We start from the raw sequence: 15,106 nt of genomic DNA on the forward strand, positions 1-15,106 counted from the left end.
GGAGCCCGCCACGAAGGCGAGCCGCTCTTCCATCGCCTCCCGGCCCACCTGGAGCGTGTGCGCCAGGCCCGCCAGGTCGGGCCGGGACTCGGCCTCGACGCACGCGAGCAGGTTCTCGGCCAGGCTGTCCAGCTGTTCCCCGGTCCTGGCGGACAGGGCGATGACGACCGGCCCGGACGCGGCCGGGGCGCTCCTCGCCGCCGTGGGGTACTCCTCCAGTACGACGTGGGCGTTGGTCCCGCTGAACCCGAACGAGCTGACGGCAGCCCGCCGCGGCCCGGCGCCGGACAGCGTCTCCCACGGCTCGGGGGCCGTGACGACGCGGAAGGGCGAGTTCTCGAAGTCGAAGTGCTCGTTGGGCGTGTCGAAGTTGAGGGACGGCACCAGCGTGCCGTGGCGCATGCTCAGCAGCACCTTGTGCACGCCCGCGACCCCGGCGGCCTCGGACGTGTGCCCGATGTTGCTCTTCACCGCCCCGATGGCGCAGGACCGCGCGGCGGCCCCCAGCTCGCCGTACACGGTGCCCAGCGCGGAAAGCTCGATCGGGTCGCCCAGCTTCGTGCCCGTACCGTGCATCTCGACGTAGCCGATGGTCGCCGGGTCGATGCCGTGGCGGTCGTAGACCGTGCGGACGAGGTCCCTCTGGCTGGCGGCGCTCGGCGCCGTGATCCCGTTCGTCCGGCCGTCCTGGTTGATGCCGGACGCCGCGACGACACCGTGGATGTGGTCGCGGTCGGCCTCGGCGTCGCTGAGGCGCTTGAGCACCAGGGCGCCGACACCCTCGCCCGGTACGAACCCGTCGGCGCCGTTGTCGAACGACCTGCACCGCCCCTGCGGGGAGAGCATCCCGGCCTGGCACATGCCGACGTAGGTGTCGGGGAGCAGGTACAGCGAGACGCCGCCGACGAGCGCCATGTCGATCTCACCGCTCAGCAGTGCCTGCCGGGCGAGGTGCAACGCGACCAGCGAGGACGAGCAGGCCGTGTCGACGGCGAGGGCCGGGCCCTTGAGGTTGAGGACGTAGGCGATGCGCGCGGCGGCGATGGCGTTGCTGCTGCTCGTCGCGGACGAGGACACCCCGGTGTCCCCGAACACCAGGAAGCTGTACTCACTGCCGCTGATGCCCAGGTAGACGCCGCACTTCTGGGAGCCGAGGGACTGCGGGTCGTACCCCGCGTCCTCGAACGCCCGGTATGCCTCCTGGAGGAACAGCCGGTGCTGCGGGTCGAGCCCTTCGGCCTCTAGCGGGGAGATGTTGAAGAACAGCGGGTCGAAGCAGTCGGCGTCCGCCAGGTACCCCAGCCACTTGGAGTACGTCTTGCCCTCCTGGCCGGGCCGGGGGTCGTAATGCCGCGAGACGTCCCAGCGCGACGGCGGGACCTCGGTCACGCAGTCGCGGCCGTCGCAGAGGTTGTCCCAGTAGGCGTGGAGGTCCGCCGCCTCGGGGTAGCGCCCGGACATCCCGACCACGGCCACCTTGTCGCCGCCCGGTCGGGTGGCGGGCGTCGCAGGTTCGTCCACCACCGGCTCGATGTGCGCGACCGGCTCGATGTGCGCCGCAGGCTCGGTGTGCGCCGCAGGCTCGGTGTGCACGACCGGCTCGGGGCTCTGCACCAGCGGCACCAGGAATTCGGTGAGCCTGCGCACCGTGGGGTGGTCGTACAACTGGGCCGCCGTGAGCGATGTCCCGTAGTTCTTGTTGAGGGTCTTCACCCACTCCACACCGACGATGGAGTCCATGCCGAGTTCGACGAAGTTGCGGTCGGCGGCGATGTCCCCCGCGTCGAGGAACAGCACATCGGCGAGGCTGGTGCGGACTCCCTCCAGCAGCGTGGCTTTCGAGACCCGGGGACGGTCCGGTGCCGGGGTCGCGACGGGCTCCACGGGTACCGGCTCGGCGGGCACGGGCTCGGCGGGCACGGCCTTCGCGGGGGCGGACGTGGCCAGTTCGCCCTGGACGTAGTGCGCGAGGTCGCGCACCGACGGGTGGTCGTAGAGCTTCGTGGCGGTGAGGTTGGTCCCGTACTTCTTGTTGATGGCCTTGACCCACTCCACCCCGAGGATGGAATCCAGGCCCAGGTCCATGAAGTTGCGGCCGGGGTCGATGTCGCCCTCCGGCAGCTGGAGGACGTCCGCGAGGCCGCTCCTCAGCTCTTGCCGCAGCTCGCTCACGGCCTTCACGGCCTTCACCGGAGCCGCCTTCGCCGGGGCGGCGGACCGCTCCCCCAGGTCGGTCAGCCGCACGTTCCTCGGTTTGGCGGCCGACGACGGCGACGCGGTCATCGCCGCTGCCGGGTTCGGCAGCGTGACCCGGCAGTGTCCGGCGACGACGCGCACCGGCTCCTCGTGCGCCGGTTCCGCTGCGGTGGCGCTGGACGACACGGCCTCCTCGGACACCGCACGGACCGGAACGGGGATCTCCCGGTTGGCCCAGTACACCTTGCGCGAGAAGGGATAGCCGGGGACCGCGACCAGCTTCGGAGCGTCGTCGGCGAACAGCGGCCGCCAGTCGGGGGACGCGCCCTGGCAGTAGAGGCCCGCCAGCGACAGGAGCACCTCGCGGTACTCGGCGGTGCCCGCCTCGGCGAGCCTCCCGAACAGCGCCTCGGCATCCGCTTCCCGCGGCCGGTCCCGGCGGTCGCTCGGCGCCTCGCCGAAGCGGACCCCGGGGTGTTGCTCGCCCCGTTCGGCGGCGCCCAGCGCGGACACGGCCTCGTCGAGGTCGCCGACGACGAGTGCACAACGGTGGTCGAAGTGCTGCCTGCGCTCCAGCAGGGTGTGGCTCACGTCGGTGAGGGATACGGCGTCGCGGTCCGCGGTCCGCAGCGCCCGGTGCAGGTCGCGGACGCGGTCGCGCAGCGTCTCGGCGGTCTTCGCGGACAGGACCAGCAGGCGGGCGGGGGCAGGGGCGTCGGCGGACGGCGCGACGCGCGCACGATCCCGGTAACTCTCCACGACCATGTGGACGTTGGTGCCGCTCATGCCGAACGAACTCACGGCCCCGAGCCGCGTCCCGGTCGGGTTCTCCGGCCACGCCCGCAGGGTCTTGTTGACGTAGAAGGGGCTGCGCTGCCAGGCGATGTAGTCGCTGTCCTGCTCGCAGTGCAGGCTCGGCGGAATGGCACCGTGGCGCAGCGACTGGACGAGCGCGATCAGGCTGACGATGCCGGAGGCGGCCAGCGTGTGCCCGACGTTGGGCTTGGTCGAGGTGAGCGCGCAGAACCCGGTCCGGTCCGTGTGCTCGGAGAACACCTCGTTCAGCGCGTTGACCTCGACCGGGTCGCCGAGCCGGGTGCCGGTGCCGTGGGCGACGACGTGGCCGATGTGCTCGGGCTCGATCCGGTGCTGCTCGTATACGGCGCGGTACAGGCGCGCCTGCGCCGCGCCGTTCGGGGCGGTGATGCCGTTCGTCCGGCCGTCGTAGTTGATGCCGCTGCCGCGGATTACGGCGAGGATGTTGTCGCCGTCGGCCTCCGCCTGCGCCAGGCGCTTGAACATCACGACAGTGATGGCCTCGCCCAGCACCATGCCGTCGGCGCGCCGGTCGAACGCGAAGCAGACCCCGCTCCCGGAGAGCATTCCCGCCTTGCTCGTCTCGGCGAACACGCGGGAGGTGGCCGCCAGGTTGACTCCGGCGACGATCGCGGCGTCGCACTCGCCGTTGCGCAGGCTGCTGCATGCCTGGTGTGCCGCGGCCAGGCCCGAGGAGCAGGCGGTGTTGACGGCGAGCACGGGTCCGGTGAAGTCGAGCAGATAGCCCAGCCGGGAGGCCAGGATCGCCTCGTGGTGCCCGGTGATGGTGCCCTCGCCGCCGTTGAGGTGCAGGTAGTCGCCCTGCTCCGCGCCGACGAACATGCCGACCCGCTCGTCGCGCAGCTTCCGCTCGCCGTAGCCCGCGGACTCCAGGACGTGCCACGCCTCCTGCAGCAGCAGGCGCTGCCGCGGGTCCATGGTGCGCGCCTCGCGCGGCGAGATCTCGAAGAACGCCGGGTCGAACTCGCCGATCCCGGGGACGAATCCACAGCGTGCCATCGCGGGGTCCGGGGCCTGCGGGTCGCTCCAGTCGGGGCGCCGGTCGTCGGGGACGGCCGAGAGCACGTCGCGCCCGTCCGCGAGGATCTGCCAGAACTCGTCCACCGACCGGGCAGCCGGGAACCGGCCGGTCATGCCGATGACGGCGATGGGTTCGGGTCCCGAATCCGGGCTCGGCTCCGGGGTCGGTTCCGGGCGCCGCTCCGGGCTCGGCGATGCCACCGCCGCGGCCTCGGCCGCAGGCTCCGCCGGGTAGCGGTTACGGAAGTGGTCCCGCTGTTCGGACATCAGGTGCGCCACCAACATCTGCGGGGTGGGGTGGGAGAAGAACACCGAGGGGACGACGTCGACGCCGAAGTGCGCGGTCATCGCGTTCGCGAGCCGGACCAGGGTGATCGAGTCGAACCCGAGCTGGGCGAGGTTCTCGTCGGCGTGGATCTGGTCGCGAGGCACCCGTACGGTCTCGACGATCAGCGTTTCGAGGTCGGACAGGACGCGGGCGGCGAGCTGCTCATGGTCCGGTCCGGCGACGGGAGTGCTCGACTGCTCAAGCGCCGAAGGAACAGCGAGTGCTTCCGACACAGCGGGCGCCGCGTCGATCCCGAGCAGGCGGTGCAGGCGCCGCGGTTCGCCCGCCATGACGATCCCCTGCGGCATGCCCCGGCCGATGAGCTGCTCGAAGAGCCGGATGCCGTCGGCGTTCTCCAGCAGGCGCTGGCCGCTGGAGGTGAGGTACAGCTCGGTGGCCCGCGCGTCGTCGAAGCCCATCTCGCCGTCGCGCCACAGCGGCCAGTTGATGGCCACCGTCGCACCCGAGCGGGTGCCTTGGCGGACGCTCTCGTCGCGGTGGCGGGCGTACAGCGTCTGGAACCGGTTGCCGACGGCGTAGTCGCAGCCGCCGAAGTCGCCGAGCAGCGCGGAGGTGGACGAGAAGTAGCAGACGAAGTCGACAGGCTCGTCCGCGAGGACCTCGTCCAGCACGAGCGTGCCGTCCACCTTGGCGGCGAGCAGGCCCGGGAAGGCGCGGGCGTCGTCGGCGAGCACGCTGCCCGTGCCGGGGACACCGGCCGCGTGGATGACGCCGTCGATCCCGCCGAAGCGCTCGTGCGCCGACCGGACGACCTCCCGCATGGCCCGCCGGTCGGAGACGTCCGCCTGCTGGTAGTGGACCTCGCCGCCCAGCGACCCGATCCGGGCGATCTGCCGCGCCCTGTCCGCGTCGAGGGGCGACCGGCCGGTCAGCACCAGCCGCGCCGACCGGGTGCGGGCGAGGTGCTCGGCGAACAGCAGCCCCAGCGCGCCCAGGCCGCCCGTGATCAGGTAGGTGCCGCCCTGCCTCAGCAGGTCCTTCCCGGCAGCGGCGGTGGCCGGGCGGACCCGGCTCACATGGCGCGTCCCGCCCCGGTAGAGAGTGCTGATGGGCTCGGCGAGTTCGGCGCTCAGGCGCGCGAACCAGTCGGTCATGGTCGTCCGGGCATCCGTGCCCCGGGCGTCCTCGATCACCGCGGCGAACTCCACGCCGGGCAGGACCTGGCCGAGGGAGCGTTCGAATCCCATCCACGATTCGGCGTACGCGCGCTCGGTCCCGTCGCGGAACTCACCCGCCTGCAGGACACGCCGGACGCCCAGTTCGGCCGTCGCCACGGCCTGCAGCAGCTGAACGGTGTCGGTGTAGGACCGCGGTCCGACGCCCTCCTCGACCGGCCACAGGTGCAGAACGCCGTCCACGGAGCCGAACCGCTCGCGGATCTCCCCGAAGACGCGGACCCAGTCGGCCTGTTCCCCGGCGTCCACCGCCCAGCGGCGGCGCGGGACATCGCCCGAGGCCGCGGTCCGTGAGACGAAGACGAGCGTCACCGCGGGATCGGCTTCCCCGGCGGCCCGCTCCAGCTCGGCCTGGTTCGCGGGGTCGGAGCACAAGCACACCAGGGTCCTCGGTCCGGCGTGCTGCCGGGCGGGAGCGCCCACCGGCTCCCAGAACTCCTCGAACACGAGGGCCCCGAGGGGGGACTGCCGCACCGCGTGGGCGGTGGCGGTGGTGTCGATCCAGTGCCGCTCCCTGGCGAACGGGTAGGTCGGCAGGGCGATGCGCGGCGGCGTCCGGTCGCCGTGGAGCACGGACCAGTCGACGTCGGCGCCCCGTACCCACCGGTCCACCAGCTCGGCCGGGTCGCCGGACACCGCGTCGTCGGAGCGGGCCTCGGAGCCCTGGACCGCCCGGCCGCGCGCGAGACAGTCCTCCGTGCCCGCGACGAAGTCCCTGAGCCGGGCGAGCAGTTCGGTCATGGAGTCCGTGACGATGCCGAGCCGCTCCCGCATGGCCTCCCGGCCCACCTGCGAGGTGTAGGCGAGCGAGGGCAGGTCGGCGGCGGAGAGCTGCTTCGTCTCGATCCAGTCGGCCAGGTCGGCGGCCTTCGCCCGCAGCCGCTCGGCGCCGCGCGCGGAGAGCACGACCGCCACGGGCCCCTCGGGCGCCCGGGCGGCGGGCGGCTCGGCCCGGAACTCCTCCACGACCAGGTGCGCGTTGGAACCGCCCGCGCCGAACGACGAGATCCCGGCGATGCGGGGGAACTCCCGCTCCACCCCGTCGGCCACCAGCACGGGCCGCTTCCACTCGGCCAGCGTCTGCTGCACCGTAAAAGGGCTGCCGGCGAAGTCGATGTGCGGGTTCAGCTCCGCGGAGTGCAGCGACGGCGCCAGCTGCCCGTGCTTCATCTGCAGCAGCACCTTGGTCAGCCCGGAGATGCCCGCGGCGCTCTCCGCGTGGCCGATGTTGCTCTTCACCGACCCGAGGGCGCAGATCTGGTTGTCCTGGGTGTGCTCCCGGAACGCTCGCGTGAGCCCGGCGATCTCGACGGGGTCGCCGAGCGAGGTCCCCGTGCCGTGCGCCTCGATGTAGCTCAGCGCGCGCGGGTCGACCCCCGCCTGCCGCCAGGCGTCGGATACGGACTCGGCCTGTGCCTGCGGGCTGGGCACGGAGTACCCGTTCGTCCGCCCACCGTGGTTGACCGCGATCCCCTTGATGACGCCGTGGACGCGGTCCCCGTCGCGTACGGCCCGGGCCAGCGGCTTGAGCAGGACGGCACCGACGCCCTCGCCGGGTACGTAGCCGTCGCCACCCTGGCCGAAGCTCTCGCACCGGCCCTTGCTGGACACGAACCTGCCCTGCCCGAGCATCAGGTACTTGTTGGGGTGGACCGACAGGTTCACCCCTCCCGCGATGGCGACGTCGCACGCGCCGGACTCGATGCTCTGGCACGCGAGGTGGATGGCGGTGAACGAGGACGAGCACATGGTGTCGACGCTCATGCTCGGACCGTGGAAGTCGAAGAAGTACGACACCCGGTTGGCGACGGCCGAGGAGTTGCCGGACAGTGCCACGGGGTTGCCCAGGACCTGCTCCTGCGCGCCGTAGAGCTGGTATTCCTCGTACATCACACCCGCGTAGACGCCGACGCGTGCCCGGGTCCCGCCGCCGGAGCGGGAGTTCAGCCGCTCAGGGGTGTAGCCCGCGTCCTCGACGGCCTCGTAGGCGCACTGCAGGAACAGCCGCTCCTGCGGGTCCATCAGCTTCGCCTCGGGCGGTGAGATGTGGAAGAAGAGGGAGTCGAACTCGTCCACCCCGTCGACGAAGCCGCCCCACTTGCTGTACGTCTTCCCGGGCGCGTCCTTGTCGGCGTCGTAGTACACGCTCTGGTCCCAGCGGTCGGCCGGGATCTCGGTCACGCAGTCGCGGCCCGCGGCCAGGTTCTCCCAGAACGCGTCGAGCGTACGGGCCTTCGGGTAGCGCCCGGCCAGCCCGATGATCGCGATGTCGAGTCCCGTCGACGGGCTCCGCGGTGCGGGCGGGGGCGCGGCCGGGAGCTCCCGCGGCTGGTCGAACCGGGTCGCCCACTTGCCCGTCCTGAGCGGCTTGCGCGCGAAGGAGGCCCGTCCCGGTGCGACCCGTGCGGGCGCGGGGGCCGGGGCGGCAGCGGGGGCGTCCGCGGGCCCGCTGTCGGGCTCCTCGCCCAGGTACCGGGCCAGCTCGGGCCCGTGCGTGGCGAGGAAGTGGCCGGTGAGCGCGCGGATGTCGCGGAATTCGAAGAACAGGGTCTTCGGCAGCGACCCGAAGACGGCCTCCAGCTCGTCCGTCATCGTCATCATCATCACCGAGTCCAGCCCCAGGCTGTCGAACGCCGCACGGGCGTCGATGCGGTCGGCCGGGAGCTTGATGACCTCGGACAGGACGCGCGTGAAGAACGCCGTCGCCTTGGCTTCGAGGGTGCTGGTGTCGTTATGGGTCACTGGTTCGTCCCGGCAGCGAAGGAGGAAGAGGAGGTCGATTGCGAAGCGGAGGTGCCGGTGTCCCCGGCTTCCGCGCGGCCCGGCCCAGGAGCGACCAGGACCTGGCTGTGCGTCGAGGTGACGATGCGGTGGAAGGCCGAGACCCCGGCCGCCGTGCCGAGAGGGACGACGCCGTGGCGCGAGCGCAGCATCGACCGCGTTTCCGGTGACACGCCCATTCCACCGTCCTCCCACAACGGCCAGTTGACGGAGACGCTGCGCCCGGAGCGCTCCCCGCGGGTCACGAGGTCCTGGCGGTGCCAGGCGTAGGCATCCATGAAGGCGTTCGCCGCCGCGTAGTCGGCCTGGCCGGCGTTGCCGAAGGCGCCGGTCGTGGACGAGAACGCCACGAAGAAGTCCAGCGGCAGCGTGGCCGTCGCCCGGTCGAGGTTCACCAGCCCGGACACCTTCGGGGCCAGGACGTCGGCGAAGTCCTTGGCGCGCTTGGTCAGAAGGAAACCGTCCCGCGTCACCCCGGCGGCGTGGAGGACACCGTCGATCCGGCCGTGCTTCTCCACCAGGGCGTCGACCAAGGTGCCGACCTCGGCCACGTTCGCGACGTCGACCTGCGCGTAGTGCGCCGCCGCGCCCTGGGATTCCAGGTCCCGCAGGGCTTCCCGCACCCGCGGACCCGCCGGGGAGCGCCCGGTCAGTACCAGCGTGGCGCTGCGCGTGCGCGTGGCGATCTCCCGCGCGAAGTGCAGCCCCAGCGCTCCCATGCCACCGGTCAGGAGGTAGACCCCGTTTTCCCGCCAGGGAACCGGGGGGACGTCGGCGGTGCCGTCGCCGTCCTCGATCCAGACGGGTACCTCGCGCCGCGCGCCGACGTACCGCACGATCGTGTCGTCGGGGTGCGCACGGTTCTCCCGCACCCGCTCGACCGCGGTCTCGGGCGTGTCCGTTTCCGCCAGGAGGATGACCTGCGCCGAGACGTTGGGGTTCTCCAGCGTGGCCGTACGCAGCAGCCCGGCGAGCCCGGACAGCGGAGCGGATTCGGCGCCCCCGCCGATGACCAGCTGGACGCAGGCCCGGCCCGCGGTCGCGCCGCGCAGCACGGAACGCACGTGTTCGAGGGCCTGCAGCCCGTACGCGGTGTACTGCCGGTCCAGCTCCTTGTCCCCGGAGGTCAGCACGACCGCGTGGTCGTGCTCGGACAGCAGCGCCGCCACCTCCGGCGCCTCGACGAGGAGCACGGTCCGCCGCACGTCGTCCTCCTCCGGCGGCGTGTCCGTCACGGGACGCGGCTGCCACCGCGGGTACAGCAGCGCCCGGCGGCCGGTCGCCTCTTCCGTGCGGTCGGCCGGTTCCTGGTGCCCCACGGAGACGGGCCCGTCGAAGGCGCGGAAGGACAGGCCACCGATCCGGACGCGCACCCGGCCCTGGTCGTCGGCCAGGTCCACGTCGAGCTTGTGGACCGCGGCGTCGGCCGACTGCTCCGCACTGGGGCGGACCAGGGCCCACATGGCGGCCGTGCTGCTGTTGAGGACGAGGACGTCGTCCATCGCGAAGGGCACGAGCAGAGCGCCTTCCCGCCGCGCCCCCAGGCTGCCGATCACGCCGATGGACGCCTGCAGCGCCGCGTCGAGGAGACTCGGGTGCACGGTGTAGTCGCCCTGCGTGCCGTGGGCCGGGGCGGGCAGCGCGAGGTGCGCGAGCGCCTGGTCCTGCCCGACCCAGATGTGCCGGACGCCCCGGTGCGCGGGGCCGTAAGCGATGCCCGCGGCGCTGTACGCCCGGTAGCACTGCTCGGCGGTGAGTTCCGCGCGGTCGCAGGCATCGCGGAGGGCCGGGAGGTCGAGCACCGCCTCCGCGGCCCCGTCCGCCAGGTAGACGGCGCCTTCGCCGTGCACGACGTGGGTCGCCTCGTCGGGGGTGCTGTAGACCCGGAACCCGATGTCGCCGTCGGCCTGGGGATGCAGGCCGATGTGTACTTCCCGCGGCTTGCCGGTCACGTGCAGCGGCTGCGCCAGGACCACGTTCTTCAGCGCCACGGGCGCCGAGGGCTCGGCCTGGGTCCGGCAGGTGATGCAGGTCGCGGCGACGGCCATCTCCAGCAGGGCCGCGCCCGGCAAGAGCTTCGCCCCGCCCACGACGTGGTCGCGCAGGAACGGCTCGTGCCCGGTGAACACCGAGGTGAACCGCTGCTCCTCCAGGTCCGAGGTGTTCTCGTGCACCAGCGGGTGCAGCACGCGCGGACCCGGGGTTTCGACGTCCTGGTGGTCGAACGGGAAGTAGCGCTCGCGGCTGAACGGGTACGTGGGAAGTCCGACGCGTCGCGGTGTCGCGCCGCCGGGGTAGAGGCGGTGCCAGTCGACGGGGACGTCGTTGACCCACAGTTCGAGCAGCTTGTCGTACTTCCCCTTCTCGGCCCAGGTCGTGATCAGGGTGTCGAGGTCGGCGTCCTGGGAGAACAGCGCGGAGACGGCGTTGTCGTCCCCGGCCCCGCCGCGCACGATGTCGTCGGCGAGGGTGTCCGAGAGGACGTGGTGCAGCTTCTCGACCAGGTCCGGTACGGAGGTGGCCAGGATGCCGAGGCGCTCCCGCAGCGGCTCGCGTCCGACCTGCAGCGTGTACGCCACATCCGCCAAGGCGAGGTCGGCGTTCTCCGGTCGTACCAGCCAGGCGGCGAGGTTGCGGACCACGTCGCGCAGCTCGTCCCCGGTGCGCGCCGACAGGGGGAGGACGGCGGGGCCCGCGAACTCCGGGGCGCGCTCCCCCGGTGCGGGGAGGTACTCCGAGACGATGACGTGGGCGTTGGAACCGCCCGCGCCGAAGGAGGAGATCCCGGCGATCCGCGGGGTCGCCGGGTCGGGCGTCCGCCAGTCGGCGAGTTCGCGCTGCACGCTGAACGGGGTGCCGGCGAAATCGATGTTCGGGTTCAGCGTCTCGGCGTGCAGGGAGGGGGCGAGCTTGCGGTGCCGGAGCTGGAGCAGGACCTTCGTGAGACCGGCGATCCCGGCGGCGCTCTCCGCGTGGCCGATGTTGCTCTTCACCGCCCCGATGGCGCAGAACTGGTTGTCCTGGGTGTGCTCCCGGAACGCCTTCGACAACCCGGTGATCTCGATCGGGTCGCCCAGCGCGGTCCCCGTGCCGTGGGCCTCGATGTAGCCGACCTCGCGGGCACCGACACCCGCCGTCGCCAGCGCGTCGGCGATGGTTCCGGCCTGGGCGTGCGGGTTCGGCACGGTGTAGCCGTTGGTCTTCCCGCCGTGGTTGAGCGCCGTGCCCTTGATCACCCCGTAGATCCGGTCCCCGTCCGCGACGGCCTTCGCCAGCGGCTTCAGCAGGACCGCGCCCACGCCCTCACCCGGGGTGTAGCCGTCGCCGCCCGCGCCGAAGCTCTGGCAGCGCCCCGAGCTGGAGACGAAGTTGCCCGTGCTCAGCAGCAGGTACTTGTTCGGGTGCAGCGACAGGTTCACCCCGCCCGCGACCGCCACGTCGCAGTCGCCCCACCGGATGCTCTGGCACGCCAGGTGGAGCGAGGTCAGCGACGACGAGCACATGGTGTCCACGCTCATGCTCGGGCCGTGGAAGTTGCAGAAGTACGACACCCGGTTCGCGATGGCGGCGGGACTGCCGCTGACCGCGAGGGGGTCACCGAGCACCTGGCTCTGCGCGCCGTGGAGCTGGTACTCCTCGTACATCACGCCGACGAAGACCCCGACCCGCCCGTCCAGCACGTTGCCGGTACGGGTCTTCACCGACTCCCGGACGTACCCGGCGTCTTCGAGGGTCTCGTAGACGCACTGGAGGAACAGCCGCTCCTGCGGGTCCATGATCTCCGCCTCGCGCGGGGAGATGGTGAAGAACAGCGGGTCGAACTCGTAGGCGCCGTCGACGAAACCGCCCCACTTGCTGTACGTCTTCCCCGCGGCGTGCCGGTCGGCGTCGAAGTGGCGGTCGTGGTCCCAGCGTTCTACGGGGATCTCGGTGACGCTGTCCTTTCCGGCGGCCAGGTTCCGCCAGAACTCGTGGATGTCGCGCGCCTGCGGGTAGCGGCCCGCCAGGCCGATGATCGCGATGTCGGCGGGCCCCGAAGGAGCCGTGCCCGCCCCGGTCACCTCGGCGCGCGGCCGCCTGCCGCGCTCCCGCCAGGTGCGCGCCTGCGGGGACGCGGTCTCGCGGGTGGTCCGCTCGGGCGCCGCGACGGCCCGGGAGCGGCCGCTGCCGGTGGACACGAGTGCGCGCACCTTGTCCGGGTGGGCGGTGACGAAGTGTCCGGCGAGGGCCTCGATGCTCTGGTACTCGAAGAACAGGGTCTTCGACAGCGACCCGAAGGCCTCCTCCAGCGCCCGGGTGAGGTCCATGGTCATCACCGAGTCGACCCCGTAGTCCTCCAGCGACGCCTCGGGATCGATCCGGGCGGCGGGCAGGTTGATCACCGACGACAGCAGCTTCGTGAAGTACGCCACCGCCGCGCGCTCGATGCCCTCCCCGGTTCCGTCGCGCTCCTCCACGGCCGGTCCGTCGGCAGCGGATTCGGCCGGGGCGGATTCGACGGGAGCGGGCTCGGCCGGGATGGGCTCGGCCGGGATGGGCTCGGCCGGGGCGCCGACGAGGGCCGCGAGGCGCTCGGTGTCGCCTTCGAGGACCATGACCTGGTCCTCGTCGGTGGCCAGCGCCCGGTGCAGGGCGCGGATCCCGGTCCGGGTCCGCAGCGGGATCATGCCGAAGTCCTCGCGCAGCGACCGCTCGGTTCCCGCGTCGACGCGCATGCCGCCCTCGGCCCACAGCGGCCAGTTCACCGACAGCGTCCGGCCCTGCCGCTCGCCCCTGGCCACCAGGGTGTTGCGGTGCCCGGCGAAGGCGTCCATGAACGCGTTCGCGGCCGCGTAGTCGGCCTGTCCCACGTTGCCGGACACTCCGGCGACCGACGAGAAGAGCGCAAGGAAGTCGAGGCCGGCGTCCCGGGTGGCCTCGTCCAGGTTCACCACGCCCGCCACCTTCGGCGCCAGAACGGCGCCGAAGTCCGCCTCGGTCTTCTTCAGGATGAAGCTGTCCCGGATCACACCCGCGCTGTGCAGCACACCGTCCAGGCGGCCGTACGCGTCGCGGATCCGGCGCACCAGCGCCACCACCTGCGCCCGGTCCGCGACGTCGACCTGCTCGTACGTCGCCTCCGCGCCCGACGCCCGCAGCTCGGCCAGGACCGCGCTCCGGCCCTCGTCCAGGGCCCCGCGGCCGGTGAGCACGATCCGCGCGCCCCGCACCCGTACGGCGATGTCGCGGGCGAACAGCGCACCCAGCCCACCGGCACCACCGGTGATCAGGTACACCCCGGCGTCCTGCCACGGCACCGCCACGACACCGCCCGCGGTGGCGCCGGGCAGCTCGCGCCACCGCAGCACCTCACGGGCGCCGCCGCGGTACCGCACCACCGCGCCCTCCGCCGCGGCCCGGTCGGCCTCGACCCACGGCGCGACCCGCTCCGGGTCCTCCCACGGTTCCACCAGGACGACCCGGCCCGTGACCCGCGGGTTCTCCAGCGCGGCGGTACGCACGACACCGGCCAGCCCGGACCACACCGACGACTCCCCGTCGGCGGGCACCACCACCTGCACGCACACGTCGTGGTGGGAGCGCTCGGCCAGTACCTTCCGCACCACGCCGAAGAGCCGCAGCGCGTAGTCCGCGAACTGACCGTCCACACCGGACGCGTCGGAGTCCATCCGGACGACCTCGGCCCCGCCACGCGCGGCGAGCACCTCCGCGACCTCGGGCAGTCCGGCGACCACCGTCACCGCGGCGGGCGCGTTCTCGCGCGCACCGTCCCGGTGTTCCTCGCCGACCCAGTGCGGCACCGCGAAGAACTCCCCGGCCGACTCCGCCGCGTAGGCGCGCAGGGAAAGACCCTTGAGCCGGACGGCGACCGTCCCGTCGTCGTCGCACAGGTCGATGTCGAGACGGCGGACCGCGGAGTCCTCCTGCCGGGCGGTGCCGGTGCGCACCCACGCCCACATGGACCGCGCGCAGTCACCGGTGATCTCCACCTCGTCGACCGCGAAGGGCAGCTGCGGTGTCCCGTCGTCGTCCGCGGTGACACCCGCTGCGGCCTGCACGGCCGAGTCCAGCAACGACGGGTGGAGGCCGTAGCTGTCCAGCGTCGTCCCGACCGTGTCGGGCAGCACCAGCCGGGCGATTGCCTGGCCGTCGCCGACCCACAGCCGCTGGATTCCCCGGTGGCCCGGACCGTAGGCGATGCCGTGCGCGGCGAAGGCGTCGTACACCTGATCCGCGTCCAGCTCGGCATTCCGGCACTCCGACCGCAGCCGGGCCGGATCGACCGTGGCTCCGGGGGCGTCGTCGGCAGTCGCGGGAGGTACGCACACCACGCCCTCGCTGTGGATCAGCGGCTGCGCGGCGGGGTCCTGGCCGGGGTGGCTGAACACCTCGAAGCCGATGTCGTCCCCGTCGCCCGGGCGCAGGCGCACGTGCACGGCCTGCGACCGCTCCCCCACGATGACGGGCCGTGCCCAGGCGACGTTGGTGAGGCGGATCGTCCCGTGCGGCTCACCGTCCAGGGACACCGCCACGGCCGCCCGCACCAGTTCCAGGCAGGCCGCCCCGGAGAGCACCCGCTCCCCGCGCACCTGGTGGTCGCGCAGGAAGAACTCGTCCCCGGTGAACACCGAGCTGAACCGCTGCCCGGCCAGGCTGGAGGTGTTCGTGTGCACGAGGGGGTGCAACTGCCCGGCGCCCGACCGCGGAACCAGGTCTTCGTCCACGGACGGCCAGTAGCGCTCGCGCT

2 protein-coding genes (both running past the window's edge) are annotated in these 15,106 nt (G+C 72.5%); both read right to left on the reverse strand.

Translation table 11 applies throughout. The features are described from left to right. On the reverse strand, window positions 1–8,319 hold the 5' end (the start) of the coding sequence (locus ACZ59A_RS38995) for an SDR family NAD(P)-dependent oxidoreductase (RefSeq protein ID WP_470969010.1). 9,060 nt of this gene lie to the left of the window's left edge; only the first 8,319 of its 17,379 coding nucleotides appear in the window; its start codon is at window positions 8,317–8,319; the stop codon falls past the left edge of the window. Further along, window positions 8,316–15,106, reverse strand: the final stretch of a protein-coding gene (locus ACZ59A_RS39000; protein WP_470969012.1) for an SDR family NAD(P)-dependent oxidoreductase. Its footprint extends 6,892 nt past the window's final position; 6,791 of the gene's 13,683 nt are visible here — the last part of the coding sequence; its start codon lies beyond the right edge, outside the window; it ends in the stop codon at window positions 8,316–8,318. Before ACZ59A_RS39000 ends, ACZ59A_RS38995 begins: the two co-directional genes overlap by 4 nt.

The sequence above is a fragment of the Streptomyces sp. NPDC040405 genome, from assembly GCF_055595765.1.